Consider the following 23,235-nt stretch of genomic DNA (forward strand, 5'->3'; position numbering starts at 1 on the left):
TTTAATCTTCCTGTGTCGCGTCGAATACTTCCCCGAATAAATTCTCAGCAAAGAAGAAAGTTGCATTGCAGAATAACAGAGGATCTTTAATGACAGCAATGGTGTTTGACTTGCCATTGTTCGCTATAACATTCTCTGCCGGATAGGTCTTATATTTCTTTTCATTCATAGGATCGTACTGGTAAGAAATATCTGACAGTTCGATATTGTATTTCTCGTCGTGGCAGTATATTCTCATTTTGTACTTAACGATCGTTTTATCCGTATCGTTCAGAAGTAATTCGACTTTCGAGTTTATATTGATCGTCCCTTTCGATTTGCTGGACGTAACGCTCGACAGGAATACATCCTTTCCGTAAGTTTTTCTGGCCCACTTGTCGATGGCATTGAACAACTCACCCTTTTTCATGCCTTCTGCATCGACTTCATCACTGTAGCATACTTTCCCGTTTTTCATGGGAGCGCATGATTCTACAGAACCTTTGTGTCCCTGTGCCATCGAGAGCAAGGGACACATCAGTAACAACAGGAATAATATATTCTTCGTCATCTTCATACTTATCTGATCCATACGTTAAGAATTTCGCCGATAATGATCTTTTGTGTTCCTTCGGTTGATTCCCCTTGTTTGATACACTGGATCATAAACCAGGTTTCAGGATCATCTTTCTTGGAGAAAGAGATTGTATAGAAGTCGTTATCTTTAACTGCTTTGTATACTTCGCTGTCCGGACTGATGGAGATCGAAGCGATGTTCTTTCCGAACATTTTGCCCATCTCTTTCCAGGTGGCATAATGTTCCACTAATTTATCATTGTCGCCCGGAGTAACCTGCATCTTACTTTCCGGTAACATATTCAGCAAGGTAGACGGTACTTTATCCGGTTCAAAGGCGGTAAGTCCCTGGCATACTTCGGTGTTGTTGCTGACGGGAGCTTTAGCTATCTGCTGTGCGGGAACTGTTGCGGGAGCTGCTTGCTGCTGTACAGGAGCCACTGCATAAGCAGGAGCGACAACGCCTGCCGGCTGGATACCGAAGGCTGCATCGGCACTCTTGAACATATCGTCTGCGAAATCGATGGTTTTACGACGGAACTTGCCATTGCCACGGTTCAACTTGTCTTTCTTCTTGTTCAATGCAAATTTGTCTGTGATCCATTCTTCTGCCGTGTACTTTTCCGGATCGCGCTGGTAAGAGACATTGTATTCGTAACGAATGCCCGACATCTTGATTATGGCGGCATTGTTCTCGCATTCGATCGTTACGCGATAGTTCATCAATGTACGGTCAAGCGACAGGGCTGTGCTCTGGAATACCAGATATTCTTCGCCGATAGCGGCAATATCGCCTTTCTCTTTATCGGAATAAACCAGGCGGCGTCCGTCTTCACTAAAGTATTTCTGTGCCCACGAGTACATGATGTCGTAAATCTGATCCTTTGAAAGGGATGGTATACTTATCTCTTTGGTAAATACTACTTTGCCGTCATCTTCAGTTACGGCACCGGCTAAATACTTCTGATCCTCCTGCGCCATGAGCAGAGAAGGAATAAATAAAAGGAATAATAAGAGATGTTTCATGGTGAATTCTGTGTTTTTTTACTGGCAAAGATATATAATTGTACTCGAAATTAACTATGAGTGTGACAAATAATTATTCTAATTACTATAAGACAAAGAAAAAAAGCCTATATTTGCACCCTGTGAAAAAACGAAAAATAATAATGTAATAACATAAACTCAAGATTCAAATGCAAAACAAGGGATTTGTAAGGGTCTTCGCGGTGTTACTTACGCTTGTATGTTTGTTCTATCTATCGTTCTCATTTGTAACAAGATACTACAACAACAAAGCCGCTGAGTATGCAGGGGGGGATCCGTCGAAAGAGAGTCTTTATTTAGACTCATTATCTACTCAAAAGGTGTGGTTGGGCTATACGCTCAAGCAGTGCCGTGAAATGGAAATTAGTTTAGGACTTGACCTGAAAGGCGGTATGAACGTCGTTCTGGAATTGAATGTGGCCGACGTAATCCGTTCGCTTTCAAACAATAATCAGGATGAGAACTTCAACAAAGCCTTAACAGCGGCTTATGCTCGCCAGGCAACCAGTCAGAAAGACTTTATCGATCTGTTTGCAGAAGAGTACAAGAACCTGGACAGTGGCGCACGTTTGTCTGCCATATTCAGTACTTTTGAGTTGAAAGATAAAATTACTCCGCAGAGCACAGATGCTCAGGTTGTTTCTGTATTGAAAGAAGAGTTGAAAAGTGCTATCGATAATTCATTCAACGTATTGCGTACCCGTATCGACCGTTTCGGTGTGGTATCTCCGAACATTCAGCGTCTGGAAACAGCAGGTCGTATCCTGGTGGAACTTCCGGGTGTGAAAGAGCCGGAACGTGTTCGTAAATTGTTGCAGGGTAGTGCAAACCTGGAGTTCTGGGAAACTTACCAGTTGCCGGAAATTTATCAGCAGTTGGTTGCTGCCGATAACATTTTGGCTACTGTACTGAAAGAACACAACGACGAAGCTGTTGCTACTGAAACAGAAAGTGTATCTGCTGATGGCAATGATACGACTGTAACAGAAACAGCCGTTGCCGAAGGTGAAAATACAAACGAAGCTGACTCTTTGTTGGCTAAGATCGCTCAGGATAAACCGGAAGCGCAGGCAAACCAGTCAATGGAAGAGTTTGCTAAACAGCATCCGTTGTTTGCCTTGCTGCAGATCAACCAGTATAACGGTCAGTTAGGCCGTGGTGCTTCTGTGGGTGTGGCTAATGTAAGAGACATTCCTAAGATCAACGAATACCTGGCTATGAAACAGGTAAAAGACGTATTGCCTCGTAACCTCTCTTTGAAATGGGGTGTTAAGGCAATGGATGAAAAAGAACAGTACTTCGAATTATATGCAATCAAGGTTACTAACCGTGACGGTTCACCTGCTTTAGGTGGTGACGTAGTAACGGATGCTAACGCTGACTTCGTTCAGCAGGTTGGTCGTTCAGAACAACAGGTTAGCATGAGCATGAACGCAGAAGGTGCTAAAGCATGGGCTCGTTTGACAAAAGAAAATATCGGTAAGTCTATCGCTATCGTTTTGGATGATATGGTTTATTCCGCTCCGAACGTAAACGACGAAATTACCGGTGGACGTTCTTCTATCACAGGTCACTTCACTCCGGAAGAAGCGAAGGACTTAGCAAACGTCTTGAAATCAGGTAAGATGGCTGCTTCAGTACATATCGTACAGGAAGACGTTGTCGGTCCGTCACTGGGTCAGGAAGCTATCAGCTCAGGTGTTATCTCATTTGCACTGGCTTTGATCCTGTTGATGATTTATATGTGTGCATTCTACGGAATTATCCCGGGTCTGATTGCAGACGGTGCACTGGTGTTGAACATCTTCTTTACAATGGGTATCCTTGCTTCTTTCCAGGCTGTACTTACTTTGCCGGGTATCGCCGGTATGGTGTTGACGCTGGGTATGGCGGTGGATGCTAACGTGTTGATCTATGAACGTACGAAAGAAGAGCTTCGTGCCGGAAAATCGTTAGGTAAGGCTATTGCCGACGGTTACAGCAATGCGTTCTCTGCTATCTTCGACTCGAACTTGACATCTATCATTACCGGTGTTGTATTGTTCTACTTCGGTACAGGGCCTATCCGTGGTTTCGCAACTACGATGATCATCGGTCTGTTCGCTTCTTTCCTTACTGCAGTCTTCCTGACTCGTATCGTTTACGAAGCATTACTGGCTAAAGATAAACTGAAGAATGTAACGTTTGTAACTTCAATCACAAAAGACCTGTTGACCAATCCGAAGATTAACTTCCTAGGTGCACGTAAGGTAGGTTATATTATTCCTGCTGTTATCATCCTGTTGGGAGCTGTATCTATGATGACGATCGGTTTGAACAACGGTATCGACTTCACCGGTGGACGTAACTATATCGTTCGTTTCGATCAGGATGTGAAGACTGACGAAGTTCGTGATATGTTGGATGCCCAACTGGACGGTGCTGTAAGCGTTATCACTATCGGTACTCCGGATCAGGTTCGTGTTTCAACGAACTATAAGATCGATGATGCAGATCCTGCAGTAGACCAGGAAATCGAATCATTATTGTTTGAAGGCGTTAAACCGTTGCTTCCGCAGGGAACAACACTGGAACAGTTTACAACAACTTATATCCAGAGTTCACAGAAGGTAGGGCCGAGTATGGCTGACGACATCAAGAATAGTGCTATCATGGCCGTTATCTTCGCGATGTTCTGTATGGCTGCTTATATCCTGCTTCGTTTCCGCGACTGGTCATTCTCCGTAGGAGCATTTGCGTCAGTGGCAGTAACAACATTGTGTATCATTTCTTTCTATACATTATTATGGAAACTGTTACCGTTCTCAATGGAAGTCGACCAGACATTTATCGCGGCTATCCTGACGATTATCGGTTACTCTATCAATGATACCGTGGTTGTATTCGACCGTATCCGTGAAACGATCGGTCTGTATCCGAAGCGCGACCGTTACCAGGTGATCAATGATGCTTTGAACTCAACATTGTCTCGTACATTCAATACATCATTAACGACATTGGTTGTTGTACTGTGTATCTTTATCCTGGGTGGTAGCACGATCCGTAGCTTTACGTTCGCTATCCTGTTGGGTATCGTTGTGGGTACTTATGCAACATTGTTTATTGCTACTCCGATCGCATACGAATTGCAGAAGAGAAAGATCAATAAGAAAGCTGCAGCTGAATTAGCTAAGTAAAAATAGCTGATCATAAGATATAAAAAAGGCTGCCTCATCACGAGGCGGCCTTTTTTCTTGCTTTTATTATGCTTCTAAACATATAAGTGAAATTGTTCGGACGTAAGGAAATAGTTACCTTGTAGGCCACTTATACGATGTTTTTCTGACAGATTGTAAGTAACAGATAAAAAGTCATCAGTTATGCAAATACATCTTGATCGCCAATTGCCGGAATATCCATCTTTTGTTGCCGGTATCCGCCGCGCTCCTGATCGCGGTTATACGCTTACGCCCGCGCAGACCGAAACGGCATTGAAAAATGCTTTAAGGTACGTACCCAAAGAACTTCATGCAACGCTTGCTCCCGAATTTATGGACGAACTGTTGACCCGTGGAAGGATATACGGGTACCGCTACCGTCCGGAAGGAGACCTGAAAGCACGTCCCATTGAAGAATATAAAGGGAACTGCCTGGAAGGGAAAGCCTTTCAGGTGATGATAGATAATAACCTGTGTTTCGACATCGCCTTGTATCCGTATGAGCTGGTAACCTACGGTGAAACCGGACAGGTTTGCCAGAACTGGATGCAATACCGGCTCATCAGGAAATACCTGGAGGTGATGACACAGGAGCAAACCCTGGTTATCGAGTCGGGCCATCCGCTGGGACTATTCCGTTCGAAGCCGGAAGCTCCCCGGGTGATCATAACCAACTCGATGATGGTGGGAATGTTCGACAACCAGAAAGACTGGCATATTGCCGCACAGATGGGAGTGGCCAATTACGGCCAGATGACAGCCGGAGGGTGGATGTATATCGGCCCGCAAGGCATCGTTCACGGAACATTCAATACATTGCTGAATGCAGGACGCCTGAAACTGGGCATACCGCAGGATAAAGATCTTCGGGGACATTTGTTTGTTTCATCCGGTCTGGGCGGCATGAGTGGTGCACAACCCAAAGCTGCGGTTATAGCCGGAGCCGCCTGTATTGTTGCCGAAGTAGACCAGTCCCGAATAGAGACACGACGTTCGCAAGGGTGGGTTCAGTTGGTTACGGATGATAAAGCGGAAGCTTTCCGTCTGGCAAAAGAAGCACAGGCGGCCAGGGAACCTGTTTCAATCGCTTATCACGGAAACATTGTCGACCTGTTGGAGTATGCCGGGGAAGCATCCATTCATATCGACCTGTTGAGCGATCAGACTTCCTGCCATGCCGCTTACGAAGGTGGCTATTGTCCGGTAGGTATCTCTTTTGAAGAACGAACCCGCCTGCTGTCGGGTGATCATGATGCATTCTGCACCTTGGTGAACCGTTCTCTATGCCGGCATTATGAAATAATAAAGAAACTGGTTGCCGCCGGTACTTACTTCTTTGATTACGGAAACTCTTTTATGAAAGCGATTTACGATGCCGGAGTGAAAGAAATATCCCGGAACGGCATTGACGAGAAAGACGGTTTTATCTGGCCTTCTTACGTAGAAGATATTATGGGCCCCGAATTGTTCGATTACGGCTACGGCCCTTTCCGCTGGGTATGCCTGAGCGGTAAGCACGAAGACCTGATAAAGACAGACCATGCAGCGATGGACTGCATCGATCCGGATCGTCGCGGGCAAGACCGGGATAACTATAACTGGATACGCGATGCCGAAAAGAACCGTTTGGTAGTCGGCACACAAGCCCGTATTCTGTATCAGGATGCCGAAGGACGGCTGAAGATCGCTCTCCGCTTTAACCGGATGGTACGCGAGGGTGAGATCGGCCCTGTCATGCTGGGACGCGACCACCACGATGTAAGCGGAACAGACTCGCCCTTCCGGGAGACATCCAACATTTACGACGGTAGCAATGTGATGGCGGATATGGCCGTGCAATGCTTTGCCGGGAATGCAGCCCGTGGCATGAGCCTGGTCGCCCTTCATAACGGAGGAGGCGTAGGGATCGGCAAAGCCATAAACGGCGGTTTCGGTATGGTGCTCGACGGAAGCGAGCGGGTAGACGACATCTTACGTTCCGCCATGCTGTGGGATGTTATGGGTGGTGTTGCGCGCCGTTCATGGGCACGCAACCCGCATGCGATCGAGACTTGCGAAGTGTTCAATCAGAATAATGAAGATCAGTATCATATTACACTTCCTTATATTCCAGAGGAAGAATTGATACATCAAATAATAAAGACCTCTTTAAATACCTGAAGTTATGAGCAATTGGAGTAAAATTATGGAATGTGTCCCCAATTTTAGCGAAGGAAGGGACTTGGGAAAGATAGAAAAAATAATAGAGCCATTCAGAGCCAAACAAGGAGTAAAACTGTTAGATTATAGTAATGACGAAGATCACAATCGTCTGGTGGTAACTGTTGTCGGTGAGCCGGAAGCCTTGAAAGCCGCGTTGCTGGAAGCCATAGGGCAGGCAGTTGCGCTGATCGACCTGACCCGCCATAGCGGGCAGCATCCGCGAATGGGAGCGGTCGATGTCGTGCCGTTCATCCCGATCAAAGGATGTACGATGGAGGAAGCAATAGCCTTGTCGAAAGAAGTAGGCGAACAGATTGCCGCATTGTACAATGTGCCTGTGTTCCTGTATGAAAAGTCGGCTTCGGCTCCTCACCGGGAAAACCTGGCAGCTGTCAGGAAAGGCGAGTTCGAAGGAATGGCGGAGAAGATCAAGCTACCGGAGTGGCAACCCGATTTTGGCCCGGCCGAACGTCACCCGACAGCCGGAACAGTTGCCGTAGGTGCCCGTATGCCGCTGGTGGCTTATAACGTGAATCTCGGTACGGCCAATCTGGAGATTGCCAGCGATATTGCGAAAAAGATACGCTTCATAGGCGGCGGCTTGCGTTATTGCAAGGCAATGGGGGTGGAACTGAAAGAACGGGGTATCACGCAAGTCTCCATAAATATGACGGACTATACCCGTACCGCCCTCTACCGTGCTTTCGAGCTGGTAAAAGTAGAAGCACGCCGCTACGGGGTGCCGGTAGTCGGTAGTGAGATAATCGGGCTTGTTCCGATGGAAGCATTGATAGATACAGCTTCTTATTATCTGGGATTGGAGAACTTTACAATGAATCAGGTACTGGAAGCAAGAATAATGGAATAAAACATGAAAGGAGATAAATTACTTATAAGAAATGCGTCGCAGGTCGTAACCTGTTCCGGTTTTGAAGCGAAAAGAGGGGCGGAAATGTCCGACCTGCATGTTATTGAAGACGGGGCGGTAGTCGTTTCCGGCGGTATAATCACACATGTCGGACGGACGAAAGATATATTGCGGCAGGTGGATGTGGATGAATATCTGGAGATAGATGCCTCCGGCAGAGCGTTGTTGCCCGGCTTTGTGGACAGTCATACCCATTTTGTATTCGGTGGTTACCGGGAAGAAGAGTTCTCCTGGCGGCAGAAAGGAGACAGTTATATGTCGATCATGGAACGTGGCGGCGGTATAGTCAACACGGTCAACGCTACCCGCGAATGCGACTTCGAGACACTGTGGGGCATCGGTTACGAACGGCTGGACGAAATGCTTGATATGGGCGTCACCACCGTAGAAGGGAAAAGCGGTTATGGTCTCGATTTCGAAACGGAGTTGCGGCAGTTGCGCGTCATGGCCGACCTGAACGAGGAGCATCCGGTGGATGTTGTCTCCACCTATCTCGGCGCTCACGCCACCCCACCCGAATATACCCATCAGACGGACGACTATATCACTTATATGATCGAGCAGGTACTGCCCGAACTCCGGTTGGAGAGAACCGTTACTTTCTGTGACGTCTTTTGCGAACAAGGCGTATTCTCCCTGAAACAAAGCGAACGCCTGCTCCGTGCAGCCAGAAGCCAACGTTTCAAACTGAAAATGCATGCCGACGAGATCGTCTCGCTGGGAGGTGCCGAACTGGCCGCTAAACTGAAAGTAGTTAGTGCCGACCATCTCCTGCATGCTTCCGACGAAGGAATAAGACGAATGGCACGTAGCGGAGTGATCGCTACCTTGCTTCCGCTTACCGCCTTTTCACTGGACGAACCGTTTGCCCGCGGGCGTGAAATGATAGATGCCGGCTGTGCCGTAGCGCTGGCTTCCGACTATAATCCCGGCAGCAGTTTCTCCTGTTCCATCCCGATGCTGTTCGCTCTGGCCTGCATCAAGATGAAACTGACAGTGGAAGAAGCTGTTACCGCACTCACTATAAACGGGGCAGCCGCTTTGGGGCGTGCGGGTAAGATCGGTAGTATCGATGTAGGAAAGAAAGCCGACCTGGTTTTGCTGAAGTATCCGTCTTATAAGTTCCTGCCTTACAATGTGGGAATGAATATTGTGGATACGGTCATCAAGGACGGTATTATCTATATGATCTGAGAAATAGGTTATTCATTGTTTAACACCTTAAATAAATTATACTATGCTGGTAGACTTGACAATAAAAGGATTTTTGGCCGAAACAGCCAGTAACGCGCCTGTTCCCGGCGGAGGAAGCATCTCCGCCCTGAACGGAGCCATTGCTACTTCATTGACGGAAATGGTGGCGAACCTGACGATCGGGAAAAAGAAATATGCCGACGTGGAAGGACAGATGAAAACGATCGCCACCGAAGCCGCCCTTATCCGCGAACGGCTTGTCCGCGACATCGACCGCGATAGTGAAGCCTACGACCGTGTGTTTGCCGCCTTCAAACTCCCGAAAGAGACGGAAGAGCAGATCGCCGAACGTAGCCAAGCTATCCAGGATGCGACCAAAGAGGCTGCCCTGGTTCCCATGCAGGTCGCCGAAGAGGTGGCCTCGGTGATGGAAACGATTATCTATGTGGCACATAAGGGGAACCGCAATGCCGTTACCGATGCCTGTGTCGCCATGATGGCTGCCCGTACCTGTGTATTGGGTGCTTTGCTGAATGTCCGTATCAACCTGGGCTCGATCAAGGATGAAGCATTTGTGAAACGGATGCAGGAGAAAGCCGACTTTCTGGAAGCCGAAGCGATCCGTATCGAAACGAAGCTGCTTGATTGGGTTAAAACAATATTATGATTATGGGTAATGTCTATTATGTAGGTTCCGAGCCTCTTACTTTCGAAAGTATAGAGCAGATACTTACCCAGAATATGAAGCTCGAACTGACACCCGAAGTGCGTGCCCGTATCCAGAACTGCCGCGACTACCTCGACCGGAAGATCGAGCAGCAGGATGGGCCGCTTTACGGTATCACGACCGGCTTCGGCTCGTTGTGTAACAAGAATATCTCGTCCGACGAACTCAGCACCTTGCAGGAGAACCTGGTGAAAAGCCATGCCTGCAGCGTAGGCGACGAGGTAAGTCCTGTTATTGTCCGGTTGATGATGTTGCTGAAGGCGCATGCCTTATCGCTTGGGCATAGTGGGGTGCAGGTCATTACCGTACAGCGCATCCTCGATTTCTTCAACAATGATGTCTTGCCGATCGTTTACGACCGTGGCTCGCTGGGTGCTTCCGGCGACCTGGCTCCGTTGGCAAACCTCTTTCTCCCGCTTATCGGTGTAGGGGATGTCTATTATAAAGGAAAGAAACGCGAAGCGATCAGCGTGCTGGATGAGTTTGCCTGGAAACCGGTTCGCCTGAAGAGTAAAGAGGGATTGGCCTTGCTGAACGGTACGCAGTTTATGAGCGCCAACGGTGTCTTTGCCCTGATGCGCGCTTTCCGCCTTTCGAAAAGGGCTGATATGATTGCTGCCTTATCCCTGGAAGCGTTCGACGGGCGTATCGATCCGTTTATGGATTGCATCCAGCAGATACGTCCTCATCCGGGACAGATAGAAACGGGTGCCGCTTTCCGTGAATATCTTGAAGGAAGCGAGTTGATCAACCGCAAGAAGGAACATGTGCAGGATCCTTATTCCTTCCGCTGTATCCCGCAGGTACACGGGGCGACGAAGGATGCTATCAACTATGTCTCCGGCGTACTGCTGACCGAAATAAACTCGGTGACAGACAACCCGACCATTTTCCCGGACGAGGACAAGATCATCTCCGGCGGAAACTTCCACGGCCAGCCTTTGGCGATCTCGTACGATTTCCTGGCTATTGCCCTGGCCGAACTGGGTAATATCTCCGAACGGCGTGTGGCTCAACTGATCATGGGACTTCGCGGCTTGCCCGAATTCCTTGTTGCCAATCCCGGCCTGAACTCCGGTTTTATGATCCCGCAATATGCAGCCGCGAGCATGGTGAGCCAGAACAAAATGTACTGCTATGCCGCCAGCAGCGACTCGATCGTATCCAGCAACGGACAGGAAGACCACGTCAGCATGGGTGCGAATGCCGCGATCAAACTCTTCAAGATCATGGATAACCTCGATCTTATCCTGGCCATCGAGTTGATGAATGCCGCTCAGGGAATAGAATTCCGTCGTCCGGCCAAAACATCCCCTGTCCTCGAAAAGTTCCTGAAAGACTTCCGCAAAGAAGTTCCTTTTATAGAGGACGACATCGTGATGTACACCGAAATCCACCGCACGGTTGCCTTCCTGCGCAGGCACCCGCTGTAAAGAGATAATCCCAGAACTAGCCTTCATGCCTTCATCGTGTCCTTTGTCCCTTGATAAACAACCGGATACTGATGAAGGCATTTGCTCTTTTGGCTTTCATGTAGCCTTCATACGCCTTCATTATTCTTTGTCGATCTCCATTATCCATATCATATCTCCCTATTTTCACCTTCTGATAAAACAATTAGCTAACGAACACTAAGCCCTTTCCTCATGATAGCTAAGCCTTCACGTCATTACTATTAATCTCTTTGTTCCTTAATTTCATAAGAGTAAGGCCTGTTTTACAAATAAGTAAGGTATAGATTACGAAAAAGTAAGGCTTGCCTTACTTTTCTGTATGATAAGCCTTTCACTTATCAAATAGCAGACCTAAATGTTTAATAGTCTTATGCTAAGGACTTAGTTGTAGTGAATTAAGTCCTTAGCTTTTGGCATCGGTATTTTCCCGTGTCTATAGTTTTTCTATTTCTTCTGAAGGATACTATGAAGGCAAAAGGGTATAATGGCTTCATCTGTGATCGGTTGTTAATTAATAGCCAAAGACATAATGAAGGCGATGAAGGCACTTTCGGTGAAACATTTAGAGGAAATCTGCACTTTATTTCGGTTCTTTGCAGAAAAAAATAAAAATCGCATGCAGTATTTCCGCAGTCAATACATTTACATAATAAACACGCGCGGCGTTGATGGGTGAAGAAGAACTGATAAGGCAGTGTATGCGGGGTGCGAATGCAGCCCGTAAAGAACTCTACGATACTTATGCCAAACAAATGTTAAGCATTTGTTACCGGTATACAGGAGGTATGGACGTGGCTTACGATCTGTTGCATGACGGATTTCTGAAAGTCTTTTCATCCTGCTCCGGTTTTACGTATCGTGGGGAAGGGAGCCTAAAAGCGTGGATGAGCCGTATTTTTGTGAATACGGCACTCGAGTATCTTCGGAAGAAGGATGTACTCAAACAAATAGTCCCCCTTGATATGATTGCTGAAACAGAAGAGGATCCGCCGGAGGAGATCGAACAGATCCCAACATCGGTTCTGATGCAATTCGTCCAGGAGTTACCGACGGGTTACCGTACAGTGTTTAACTTATATACATTTGAAGAACGAAGTCATAAAGAGATTGCCGAGCTCTTACATATAAACGAACGATCATCATCGTCGCAACTGTGTCGGGCAAAAGCAATGCTGGTAAAGAAAGTAAATGATTACATTCAGAAAGAAGCCGGAAGATGAAAATGGAAGATAAATTAATACAGGAATACCGGATGCGGGAGATTGATTATCAGCTACCGTTGCCGGAGGATGGTTGGGAAAAGCTCGAAGCAGCGTTCTCTGCTACTCCGCAGGTCCGTCGCTTCCCTTATCGTTGGTTGGCGGCAGCAGTGTCTTTTTTGGCGGTTTTAGGTTCGTCTCTTTACTTTATGGGGATAGATAAGGAGATGGAACCGGTCTTGTCGGATATCGTTCTTCCTGCTGAACAAGGAAGTGGTATGCCTACTCCGGCTTTTGTTCCGGCGGAGGATGTGAAACCGCAACCGGCAGCAAAACAACTGGTGGCTACCGTGCAAAAGAAAGAACCGGAATTACCGGGACTGACTGAAACGGTGTCGGAAATTTATATGTCTATCTCTGCTTATTTCCATGCAGAGGTGGGAGAAGGGGATGTCGTGGCAAATAATTCTAACAGCCGTTCGGTTGTGGAACATAGCGGTCAGTACGACTATGTTCCGGAGAGGAATTATGAGCCGTTGCCGAAGAAGAAGTCTTCGTCCGGCAAAGGGTGGACATTCGGTTTATACGCCGGAAATATGTTTGATCGTCATTCTTCTGCTACGGGAGGATTACAGATGTTGAATGGTTCGGCAACGCGTTCGGATGTAAGTGTGAATAATAACCCGGGTTCGGGAACTTTTGAAGATTACATGAAGAGTGTGGCTTCGAATGCGTCGAACTTCCGGGATCCGGGTGACTATTCCATGTTTGAACAGATCGCAGCGGCTAACTATCAGAAGCCCACGGGAACGAAGATAAAGCATAAGTTCCCTCTTTCGGCGGGGCTTACGGTGAAGAAGAAGATCAACGACCGGTTATCGGTGGAGAGCGGGTTGGTTTATACCTTCCTCTCGTCGGAACTTTCGGCCGGTGAAGTGGACTTCTATTCGCAGGAACAACGTTTGCATTACCTGGGTATTCCTTTGAAAGTGAATTATACCTTGTGGAAGAAAGACCGTTTGTCGGTTTATGCTTCTGCCGGAGGAATGGCCGAAATGTGTGTGGACGGTAGCCTGAATACCAATTATTACCTGAATAACGTCCGGGAACGTAAAAGCAAGACTGATCTTGATGTGAACAAGGTGCAGTTGTCCGCTTTGGCTTCGTTGGGTGTACAATATGATATTTCTAAACCCGTCAGTATCTATGCCGAACCCGGTATCGCCTATTATTTTGATGATAAGAGTGTGGTTGAGACGATCCGGAAAGAGCAGCCACTCTGTGCATCGGTGCAATTCGGAGTTAGATTTGCTTTTTGATGAATAGGTGAGGTTGATTTCCTGTACAGGAAAAAAGAGGAGCAGGGTTATTCCTTTGGAAGCCCTGCTCTTTCTTTTTTAATGTTTTGAAACGTGGACACGCTGCGTAGGTGCCTGGTTTTCGTTGCGGTAGTTGATTTGTTCGACTACGTTTTCTGCCAGTTCGCGGAAAGCGGCGCCAGTGATTGTTTCCGGGTTTAAGGCAACAGGCGTTCCATTGTCGCCCCCTTCACAAATGCTCTGTACGATAGGGATCTGACCCAGTAAGGGGATATTCAGTTCTTCTGCCAGACGTTTGGCTCCTTCTTTTCCGAACAGGTAATATTTGTTCTCCGGAAGTTCGGCGGGAGTGAACCAGGCCATGTTTTCAACCAGTCCCAATACCGGTACGTTTATCTTTTCTCCGGTGAACATGCTGATACCTTTACGGGCATCGGCCAGTGCAACCTCTTGCGGGGTGCTGACAACGATAGCGCCTGTGATAGCCAATGTCTGTACCAGAGTCAGGTGGATATCGCTTGTTCCCGGTGGCAGGTCGATCAGGAAGTAATCGAGATCGCCCCAGTTAGCGTCACCGATAAGCTGCTTCAGGGCGTTGCTGGCCATAGCGCCGCGCCACAGGACAGCATCCTCCTTATTGACAAAGAAGCCGATCGATAATAGTTTCACTCCATAATTCTCAGCGGGTTGTATCAGGTCGCGGCCATCTACCTCCTCCATATAAGGACGGGCATCTTCCACATTGAACATCTTAGGTTGCGAAGGGCCGAAGATGTCGGCATCCAGCAGACCTACCTTGTAACCCAGTCCGGCTAAAGCGACTGCCAGGTTAGCGGCAACCGTACTTTTACCTACTCCCCCTTTACCGGAAGATACGGCGATGATATTTTTTACCTGCGGAAGCAGTTTGTCCGGTTCGGGACGCGCTACCTGACGGGCTACTACTTCGATATTCCCTTTGATATCGACCTCTTCGCCTACATAAGTAAGGATTGCCGTTTCGGCAGCTTTTACTACCGATTTGATAAACGGATCGTTCGGTTTCTCAAATAGGAGAGAGAAGCTTACTTTATTGCCTTCGATCCGTATGTTGTCTTCCACCATGCCCATCTCTACCAGGTCTTTACCTGTTCCGGGGTAACGCACTTTAGCGAGTGCGTCCATGATCAGTTTAGGATATATAGCCATAATATAATTGTATAATTGGTTGTCTTATTTGCCGGAAGCCAGTGCACTGCGTTTGCTCCGGTTGAAACTCCGGTAGGGGTCGAGCTCGATCTCTACGTCCGGTTCGATGAGTTCTTCCCTTTCCTCACAAACAAATTTGATGTATTTGATGTTCAGTCCGCGGTCGAGCCACTGCTGTTCGTAATATGTCTTGATAGACAAGATATTGTCTGCCAGGTCGGAGTGATAAAGATCATCGTTGCTGAACAGGACAGGGTAATGGTTGGCTTTCACCATTTCGCAGGTGTAGGTGTACATAAAGTTACTGTCCGTCTTCAGATGGATGATGCCATCTCCGGCCAGTATTTCGCGGTACATCTTCATGAAGCGGGTGGAAGTCAGTCGTTTGTTGACCTTTTTCATTTGCGGGTCGGGGAATGTGATCCATATTTCAGCAACTTCTCCGGGGGCGAAGAAATGGGAGATCAGTTCGATACTGGTGCGCAAGAAGGCTACATTTGTCATACCCGACTCCATAGAGTCTTTGGCTCCTGTCCACATACGGGCGCCTTTGATGTCTACACCGATGAAGTTCTTGTCCGGAAAGAGCCGTGCCAGTCCCACCGTATATTCACCTTTACCGCAACCCAATTCGAGTACGATCGGGTTATCATTCTTGAAAAACTCCTTGTGCCAGTGTCCTTTCAGCTCAAATCCTTTCTCCTGGAGAACGGCAAACGGATACTGGAAAACATGCGGATAACCCGCCATATCGTCAAACTTTGCTAACTTATTTTTTCCCATGCTGCAAAGATAATACAAATTCGTCGAAGAAGATATCCCGGTAGTTGTTACCGATGGCTATTTCGTATTTGTCGATGTAGATGTCGTTGTTGTCGAAGGAGGCGATTTGCTGGGTGTTTACTATGTACGAGCGGTTTACCCGCAGGAATATTTTAGGGAGCAATTCATGGATTGCTTTCATACTGGTCTTGGTGATGATACGCTGGTCGGGAAGTTGTATGATCACATAATCCTTTAAGCCTTCGATAAAGAGGACGTCTTTGAAGTTTACTTTGAAGAAACGGCGTTCGGACTTGACGAACATAAATTCGCTTTCTACATTTTCAATGTTTTCCTTTTCTCCGGTCAGCAGAAGGGCGTGGTAAGCCATTGCCTTTTCAACCGCTTTCTGAAATCTTTCGGGAATGATCGGTTTGACCAGATAGTCGACGGCATCCACTTCATAACTGTCGATGGCATATTCGGCATAGGCCGTTGTAAATATGACCAAAGTGCTTTTCGGGATGGTACGGGCGAATTCCAGTCCGCTAACCTTTGGCATGCGGATATCCAGAAAGATCAGGTCGACAGGGTGCTCATGGATAAATTTGGCTGCTGAGGCGGCATTGTTGAAAGAGCCGGCCAGCGTCAGTTGTCCGGTCTCATTTATCAGCATCTCCACTGCTTCACGGGCCAGCGGTTCGTCGTCTACGATTATGCAATTCATAGTTCCAATTGTAAATTAATGGTGTAACTTTGTTTCAATTCGATGATTTCCAGCGAGTGACGGCCGGGATATAATAACTCCAGGCGCCTTTTGATATTCTTCAGTCCCAGGCCACCGATACGTGGCTCTTTTACCTCCTCTTCAGGGAGCGGTATGGAGTTTTCGCACCGGAATAGCAACCGGTTATCTTGTACGATGAAAGAAAGATATACGAACGAAGCATTTTCGCTGTCCGTATTATGCTTTACTGCATTTTCAACGAAAGGGATAAACAGGAGCGGAGGAAGCCATACCTTATTTATATCACCTTCTTTCGATATGATATAGTTGAAATTATCCCGGCGTATCTTTTCCAGATTCAGGAAATCATTCATAAAATGAATATCCGAACTGAGCTGTATCTTTTCTTGCGAACTGTCGTTAAGCTGGTAACGCAGCAGGTCTTCCAACTTGAACAAAACTTCTGCCGCTTCGTCGCGTCCTTTTTTAATCAATACGTAGACGTTGTTTAGCATATTGAAAAGGAAATGCGGATTGATCTGGCTTTTCAGGAATTTCAGTTCCGATTGCAGGGTGGCGGCTTCCAGTTCGTCTATGCGCTGGTTGTTGCTGATCCAGTGTTTAAAAAGGACGAGGGCGGATGAGGCGGCAACCAATAATCCGCAGGAGACTGTCGAAGAAATGATATTTAACCACATCACCGATGGACTGGGCGGAATGCTTTCGAACCGGGTATCTTCGAAAAGGGTTTGAAGTGTACCGAGTATGATGATACATAACAGGATCAGGGTTGTTGAACTGAGCAGGTAACGGAGAAACCGGCCTTTGAGCAGGAATCGCGGTACCAGTACATAGGCATTGACATAGATAAGCATGTCGATCATCAGGAAATAACCGATCCAGGAGCGGATTCTGGGCGGGGTGATAATCAGTTCATCCGGTGTATCCCAGAACACATTGATCGTAATAAAGAAGACGATCAGTTGCAGCAGGAGATGCCTGTAAACCCTTTTCTGAGGACTTAGCAGAAAATCGGGTACTATATGGTCTGTCTTAGTTGCCATGTGTATTCATTTTTAATGTAATGGTACTTGTACCTGTCGTCTTTTCCTGCGTGACGGATAAGGAATAATTATCCGGATAAAGAAGTTCGAGGCGGGTCTTTAAGCTGTCCAGTTCTTTCATGTCCGGTTCTGTCGGATCGTCGAATCGGCAGGTGATATGTATCTCTTCTCCTTCCCGGTCGGCTTGCAACAGGATGGAAGGACGTTTTTCCTGTTTCACCGTCCTTTTCAAGGCATACTGGATGATCGGAACAAGCAGCAGGGGGGGAATCAGGACGCCTGTCAATGCTTTGTCGGAAACGATCTGATAGTCGAAAGTGTCCGAATAAAACTTTTCCAGAGCCAGGTAATGAGTCTGGAAGTTGATCTCGGAATTAAGCAGAACTTTATCACGTGCCCCGTCATACAGTTGATAGCGGAGTAGTTGGCTTAGCCTGAGCACCATATCGGCAGCCTTTTGCGGTTCGCTTTTGGATAGTACCCCTGTGCGGTTCAGCGTGTTGAACAACAGGGAGGGATTCACCTGCTCTTTCAGGTTATCCACTTCCGATTGTATCTGTTTCCTTTCCAGTTGGTTTACACGCTGGTTTTCTGTCATCCAGTGTTTTAACAGGACAGTCATGGATATACCGGTAATACAGATCATGTTCAGCATATAATCCGATAAACTATCCAGGATGCTTACCATATTAAAGTAAGAACCTCTAACGGGAGGAATACCGGATGAGGTGAATATCCAGTATTCCTGTACATATCGTAGTAAAATGAGCAATAAGACGGACACGGAAGAGCAAAGGATATAGACCAGATACTTTTTCTTTAGCAGCAACCTGGGAACCAACAGATAAAGGTGCAGATAGCCTACAATGAAATAGGAGATTAGGGTACATATCCCGGCCAGGTAGACCTGATTTCCCAGTTGCTCTAGTCTGGCCCCAAAGGTATAGACGTTCTGGTTGAGCGATACAACTGTTACAGCCGCGAGCAATAAAATATGACGGGCTATCCTGTATCTGGGTTCAATTAGGAACTGGTATAAGAAAGTTTGTTTGTTTATTTTGTTGTCGACCATACAGCGGCTTACTCTTTAGACTGTCCGAAATTACTATTTTATTTGGTATCTGTTTGCATACCGGTTAGAATTCTAGTTTGTAACTGATATTGCTGATAGGAATGCTGTTCCCGTTCCGTTCCATCACACCGCTTTTCAGATTGTAGTGATAACCGTAATATTCTTCCGTCCCTGTCACATTCAATGCCTTGATGGCGAACTCGTGTGCTACTTTCTTTCTGTTTATTTTGTAGCTGACCGTAAAGTTTGCGATAAACATGACCGGATACTGTTCGGAATAAGCCCGTGTTTCGTCATATTGTGCTTCTTTGTCGGGATGTGCCAGGCTTGCTGCATGGTCGAGGGGAGAATAACGCTCTCCTCCTTGCAGGGTGAATTTGGCGTTGGCACTTAATATGTTCTGTCTTTTGGAACCTACCATCCACTCTTTGCCGATCAATGTGTTGAGGATAAACCGACGGTTAAACCGTGTGTTGTGCCAGACGCCGTCTCCTCCTTTGTATTTCGAATCGAAAACAGAGGCTGTAACCAGGTAATAGAATCCGCGGCTCAGATATTGTTCCAGCGTGATGTCTACCCCGATATTACGTCCTTTCCCTTTGTTTATGAGAGCCTCTTCCACATAAAACTCTCTCCGGTTCAATACGGAATAGGAGCTGTCTGCAATAACCGGAACGTCGTACAGGAATTGTGCATAAGGTTCGACTTTAAGAAGCAGATTGTCGGATAATTTATAGCCGAATGTCAGCATCAGGTGGTGAGCCTTGGTAAAGTCGAGGTCTTTGTTTACGGATTCCTTTCCGGTACTTTTGGAATTGACGAAGTAGACATCCATCTTTTCCATCCGGCTGTGCAAGCCATATGCCAAGGCAAACGAAGACTTAGTGGTCGGCGCCCATTTAATTCCCAACCGGGGTTCGAGAGTCCAACTATTATTAAGCGTCAGAACCTGGCTGTTCAAGCCGGCATTTACAGAAAGCCGGTCTGTGATACCGAAAGAGGAACTGGTGTAGGCTGAGATCAGGTCGGTCTGTCCTTTTCCTTTTGAGAGGGTGTTTAGCGGGGCCGTTTCAAAAGGAGCCAGGTTTAGACGCATATTATAGAACAAACGGGTATAGGTGAAACCTGTCTGGTTGGTATGGCGTGCACTGAATTTTCGGTTGTAGGAAGATGTCAGGATCAGGTTCGTCGTGTTGTTCTTCTGATAGGTGAATGGGGTGACGGTGTGATCGGCTGCATGGGCATCTTCTGTCGCATTCATACCGGAATAGGTGGCTGCTAAAGTTGTTTTCAACATCGCATTGTTCGGAAAGAAGTACCGGTGGCTTATCCCTCCGGCAGCCATATATTGTTTGGCTGTCGACTGAAAATTATCCCGGGTATGTTCCCATTCCAGCGGATCATCCTCGAAATCATTTTCGTATTTGTCGATTAGGCTGGTTCCCCACACGGCAAAAGTACCGGCTTTGCGTGTCGGAATGTTGAATTTGAAATTCAGGTCCTGATAATTAAGCGTACCGCCCATGTCGAGGCCGGGATAAATGCTGTTGAGAAGTCCGGTGGTAGAATAGCGGTAGTTGAAGATATAGGAAGCCTGGTGATTCTTGCTTAAAGGACCCTCCGAAGCGACATCTATCCCCAATATACCTACCTGAAAGGTATTCTCCATTTTCCGGTTGTTCCCGTTACGCAGCTTCATGTCGAATACGCCGGAAACGGCATTCCCGTATTCGGAGGGAAAGGCACCCGTGAAGAAGTCGGAATTACCCAGAACCTGGCTGCTGAGTGATGATAAGATACCGCCGCCCAGTATGGATATATCGGCAAAGTGATTCGGATTCGGTATTTCCACATCTTCCATTTTCCATTGCAGCAGGTGCGGGGCATTCCCGTGGATGGATATTCCGTTGCTGGACAGGTTGGCTGCTACTCCGGCAAACGAACTCACCAGGCGGGCAGGGTCATCCAGTCCTCCGGCATAGCGGCTGGCTTCTTCCACACTAAGCATCCGGGCACCGGTAGCCGCCATTTTGTTGAGAGGCTGTTCCTTGTTAATCTGTGGGCGGACAACGACTTCGCTTAATTCGTTGACGTTTTCTTTCAGTGAGATGTCCAGATATACTTCCTTCGCGGATGTTACCAGTATTTCGCTGAAGATACCAGGTTCGTATCCAAGAAAAGAAGCCTGTACGTTATGCCGCCCTACCGGGATCTCCGGCAAAACGAATTGTCCGCGCTCGTCGGTTGTAGTGCCTGTGCCCGGCATATCTGAAAGCATGATCGTTACATCAGGCATCGGATGACTGGAGGCCCGGTCGATAACTGTTCCGCGTATGTTTTGAACCGGCTGGGTGTTTCCCTTTTGTTGAGCACAAATGGATGTTGATAATAAAGAAAGAAGTAAGAATAATAAAAAGTCTCTTTTGTTCATAACTGTCTTGTTTTATGATTATGCAGCGAAGATACTTGTGTAGGAAGGGGGCTTTTTTATTTGTAGACGGAAGGGGTTCTCTTGTAGATAGAATCCTTTTTATTGTAGACAAGGACCATTCGTTTCAGTTATGGAAAACGACAGTTCAGTAAATACCAGTTACGGTTCGGCAAAATAAATCGAATCTGTTTTACATAAATCAAATAAGTTTACGACTGTATTAATAATAAGGCAATTAAAGACTATTAAAATTTTAGGAAGATGAGACACACATTATTATTAGCTCTGGCAGCATCGTTTATGTGCGCAGGTTATAGTACCGCACAAACAACCCGTAAGGGAACTACACGCGAAGAAGAGAAAGTTGCGCAGGAAGCTTTGGATAATTTATTATTTGAAGAGGCTAAACAGGCGATCGAAAGTAAGACTTTTGTTCTCGAAGCCGATCAGGTGGTATTCAAGGAGGGCACCAATGCTTTTGTATCATCTAACACGAATTTTGTGGGGGTGGATAATGACAATGCAGTGGTACAGGTAGCTTTTAACATTCCGGTCAGCGGACCGAACGGCCTGGGAGGAATTACTGTGGACGGAAAGGTTTCTGATTTTAAAACGAAAGCGGATAAGAAAGGAAATGTAATTGTCTCGATGAATGTAATGGGTACCGGTATTTCGGCCCAGATAGATATCATGCTGACTGAAGGTTCAAATAGTGCAAGGGTGGATATTTCACCGAATTTTAATTCCAATCGTTTCACCTTAATAGGTAAACTGATACCGATGAATAAATCGAATGTCTTTAAAGGACGTTCGTTATGAGAGGTTTGATTAATTCTGTGATTTAATAATAAAGGAATATGAAGAAGTTATTATTATTTGCTTTAGCCGTGACGGCATTTTTCTCATCTTGTGAAAAAGATCCTGATATGAATAAGCTGGATAGTGACTTCGCTGTTTATACAAATTATGATAACAGCGTTCAGTTCGGCAAATTCAATTCATTTTATCTGCCCGACAGTATATTGGTTGCCGGTAGCGGATTGAACTCCCAGTACTGGAAGGATGAAAATGCTCAAAAGATCATCAACCGGGTCGCCGATGAAATGACCGGGCGTGGATACACCCGGGTAGATGATAAAACGAAAGCAGATATCGGTTTGCAACTGGGGTATGCACAACAAACGACACAAATCATCGGCTCTGTCGGATATCCTGGATATAATTGGTGGGGAGCAGGTTTTTGGGGCTTTGGCTGGAGTGGCTGGTATTATCCTTATCCTGTTTCATATAGTTATGATACAGGGACACTGATTACTGAAATGGTCGATTTAACAGGAAAGCCTGTCGATCCAGATAAGAAAGTAGACTTGCCTGTCATTTGGCATACATATGCTTCCGGTCTTTTATATGGCAGTTCCCATATCGACATGCAATTGACGCTAAATGCGGTCGACCAGGCATTTGAACAATCTCCTTATATTAAGAAACAGTAAAAGCGAAAGATCATGAAAGCAATGAAATATATATTTGGAAAAGGTGTAATATTGTTGATGACATTGTCTGTATTTTGCTTGAAAGCTAGTGCGCAACAGATAGAAGATAATCTTCATTTTAATATTGACTGGCAGATGAATGCCCCGGTGGGAGCGAACTTTGCAGATAAGATCAGTGGTTGGGGAATGAACTTTGAAGCAGGCTATTATGTAGCTCCCCGTTGGTCATTAGGGGCTTTTCTGAATTTCCATACCAATCACAGGTATGTGGGACGCCAGACTTTACAACTCTCTCCGACGGAATCATTGACTACCGATCAGCAACAATCGGCATTCCAGCTACCTTTTGGTCTTTCCACTTCTTACCGGATCGGTAATAACGAGTATTTCAGGCCTTATGCCGGAGTTAAACTGGGGGCAATGTATGCAGAGAACTCCTGTTATATGAATTCAATCCGCTATTACTCCAATCCCTGGGGCTTTTATGTCTCACCGGAACTAGGTGTAAACATTTATCCGGTGCCGGATAAGCGATTCGGTTTTCATGTGGCACTTTATTACAGCTATGCAACCAACCAAACCGATTTATTGACTTATTCGATGGATGGACAGAATAATCTGGGCTTTCGGCTTGGTCTGTGTTTCTGATAGTTCATGGTGATACATATATTTATTT

At 46.5% G+C, this 23,235-nt stretch carries 19 protein-coding genes; 11 read left to right on the forward strand and 8 right to left on the reverse strand.

Going from position 1 to position 23,235, the window contains the following annotated elements; all coding sequences use genetic code 11:
* Window position 1: 1 nt before the first annotated feature.
* Window positions 2–571 carry a DUF4468 domain-containing protein gene (locus HMPREF1212_RS01840; protein ID WP_028729768.1) on the reverse strand — a complete coding sequence of 190 codons (570 nt, stop codon included), beginning with the start codon at window positions 569–571 and terminating at the stop codon, window positions 2–4.
* Complete coding sequence (locus tag HMPREF1212_RS01845) at window positions 559–1,581, reverse strand: DUF4468 domain-containing protein (protein WP_046148227.1); 1,023 nt, start codon at window positions 1,579–1,581, stop codon at window positions 559–561. Before HMPREF1212_RS01845 ends, HMPREF1212_RS01840 begins: the two co-directional genes overlap by 13 nt.
* Before the next feature lie 170 nt (window positions 1,582–1,751).
* Between HMPREF1212_RS01845 and secDF the strand changes: the two genes are divergently transcribed.
* The 8 genes from secDF (at window position 1,752) to HMPREF1212_RS01885 (ending at window position 13,822) form a co-directional block, all read left to right on the forward strand.
* Window positions 1,752–4,778: a protein translocase subunit SecDF gene (gene secDF, locus HMPREF1212_RS01850; protein ID WP_046148228.1), complete on the forward strand. Its 3,027-nt coding sequence runs from the start codon at window positions 1,752–1,754 to the stop codon at window positions 4,776–4,778.
* Between the two features lie 183 nt (window positions 4,779–4,961).
* Window positions 4,962–6,959 carry a urocanate hydratase gene (locus HMPREF1212_RS01855; protein ID WP_046148229.1) on the forward strand — a complete coding sequence of 666 codons (1,998 nt, stop codon included), beginning with the start codon at window positions 4,962–4,964 and terminating at the stop codon, window positions 6,957–6,959.
* 4 nt (window positions 6,960–6,963) lie between these two features.
* The gene (gene ftcD, locus HMPREF1212_RS01860; RefSeq protein ID WP_046148230.1) at window positions 6,964–7,869 is read left to right on the forward strand and encodes a glutamate formimidoyltransferase; all 906 of its coding nucleotides are present in this window, start codon (window positions 6,964–6,966) and stop codon (window positions 7,867–7,869) included.
* 3 nt (window positions 7,870–7,872) lie between these two features.
* Window positions 7,873–9,123 carry an imidazolonepropionase gene (hutI, locus tag HMPREF1212_RS01865; RefSeq protein WP_028729763.1) on the forward strand — a complete coding sequence of 417 codons (1,251 nt, stop codon included), beginning with the start codon at window positions 7,873–7,875 and terminating at the stop codon, window positions 9,121–9,123.
* A 43-nt stretch (window positions 9,124–9,166) separates the two neighbouring features.
* Window positions 9,167–9,790, forward strand: coding sequence for a cyclodeaminase/cyclohydrolase family protein (locus HMPREF1212_RS01870; protein WP_028729762.1), 624 nt, complete (start codon window positions 9,167–9,169; stop codon window positions 9,788–9,790).
* A 2-nt stretch (window positions 9,791–9,792) separates the two neighbouring features.
* Window positions 9,793–11,283 carry a histidine ammonia-lyase gene (gene hutH, locus HMPREF1212_RS01875; RefSeq protein ID WP_028729761.1) on the forward strand — a complete coding sequence of 497 codons (1,491 nt, stop codon included), beginning with the start codon at window positions 9,793–9,795 and terminating at the stop codon, window positions 11,281–11,283.
* Window positions 11,284–11,972: 689 nt separating this feature from the next.
* The gene (locus HMPREF1212_RS01880; protein WP_028729759.1) at window positions 11,973–12,524 is read left to right on the forward strand and encodes an RNA polymerase sigma factor; all 552 of its coding nucleotides are present in this window, start codon (window positions 11,973–11,975) and stop codon (window positions 12,522–12,524) included.
* Window positions 12,521–13,822: a porin family protein gene (locus HMPREF1212_RS01885; RefSeq protein ID WP_046148231.1), complete on the forward strand. Its 1,302-nt coding sequence runs from the start codon at window positions 12,521–12,523 to the stop codon at window positions 13,820–13,822. Before HMPREF1212_RS01880 ends, HMPREF1212_RS01885 begins: the two co-directional genes overlap by 4 nt.
* A 78-nt stretch (window positions 13,823–13,900) precedes the next feature.
* Here HMPREF1212_RS01885 and HMPREF1212_RS01890 read toward each other — a convergent pair whose 3' ends face one another.
* The 6 genes from HMPREF1212_RS01890 to HMPREF1212_RS01915 form a co-directional block, all read right to left on the reverse strand.
* Window positions 13,901–15,010, reverse strand: coding sequence for an Mrp/NBP35 family ATP-binding protein (locus HMPREF1212_RS01890; RefSeq protein WP_046148232.1), 1,110 nt, complete (start codon window positions 15,008–15,010; stop codon window positions 13,901–13,903).
* Between the two features lie 24 nt (window positions 15,011–15,034).
* The gene (gene trmB, locus HMPREF1212_RS01895) at window positions 15,035–15,793 is read right to left on the reverse strand and encodes a tRNA (guanosine(46)-N7)-methyltransferase TrmB (RefSeq protein ID WP_028729756.1); all 759 of its coding nucleotides are present in this window, start codon (window positions 15,791–15,793) and stop codon (window positions 15,035–15,037) included.
* Window positions 15,780–16,499 carry a LytR/AlgR family response regulator transcription factor gene (locus tag HMPREF1212_RS01900; RefSeq protein ID WP_046148233.1) on the reverse strand — a complete coding sequence of 240 codons (720 nt, stop codon included), beginning with the start codon at window positions 16,497–16,499 and terminating at the stop codon, window positions 15,780–15,782. The genes trmB and HMPREF1212_RS01900 overlap by 14 nt, the downstream gene beginning before the upstream one ends.
* Window positions 16,496–17,563 (reverse strand): sensor histidine kinase, encoded by a 1,068-nt coding sequence (locus tag HMPREF1212_RS01905; protein ID WP_046148234.1) that lies wholly within the window; start codon window positions 17,561–17,563, stop codon window positions 16,496–16,498. Before HMPREF1212_RS01905 ends, HMPREF1212_RS01900 begins: the two co-directional genes overlap by 4 nt.
* Complete coding sequence (locus HMPREF1212_RS01910) at window positions 17,553–18,635, reverse strand: sensor histidine kinase (protein WP_028729753.1); 1,083 nt, start codon at window positions 18,633–18,635, stop codon at window positions 17,553–17,555. The genes HMPREF1212_RS01905 and HMPREF1212_RS01910 overlap by 11 nt, the downstream gene beginning before the upstream one ends.
* Window positions 18,636–18,699: 64 nt before the next feature.
* Window positions 18,700–21,066: a TonB-dependent receptor gene (locus HMPREF1212_RS01915; protein ID WP_046148235.1), complete on the reverse strand. Its 2,367-nt coding sequence runs from the start codon at window positions 21,064–21,066 to the stop codon at window positions 18,700–18,702.
* 261 nt (window positions 21,067–21,327) lie between these two features.
* Here HMPREF1212_RS01915 and HMPREF1212_RS01920 point away from each other — a divergent pair, with 261 nt between their 5' ends.
* From HMPREF1212_RS01920 to HMPREF1212_RS01930, 3 genes are read left to right on the forward strand one after another with little or no spacing between them, the layout of a single operon-like run.
* A complete protein-coding gene (locus HMPREF1212_RS01920; protein WP_046148236.1) occupies window positions 21,328–21,885 on the forward strand; it encodes a DUF4251 domain-containing protein in 558 nt (185 codons plus the stop codon).
* Between the two features lie 38 nt (window positions 21,886–21,923).
* The gene (locus HMPREF1212_RS01925; RefSeq protein WP_046148237.1) at window positions 21,924–22,559 is read left to right on the forward strand and encodes a DUF4136 domain-containing protein; all 636 of its coding nucleotides are present in this window, start codon (window positions 21,924–21,926) and stop codon (window positions 22,557–22,559) included.
* 12 nt (window positions 22,560–22,571) lie between these two features.
* Complete coding sequence (locus HMPREF1212_RS01930) at window positions 22,572–23,207, forward strand: outer membrane beta-barrel protein (protein WP_046148238.1); 636 nt, start codon at window positions 22,572–22,574, stop codon at window positions 23,205–23,207.
* Window positions 23,208–23,235: the final 28 nt, after the last annotated feature.

Origin of the sequence: Parabacteroides sp. HGS0025 (assembly GCF_000969845.1) — a bacterium.
Lineage (GTDB): Bacteria > Bacteroidota > Bacteroidia > Bacteroidales > Tannerellaceae > Parabacteroides > Parabacteroides gordonii.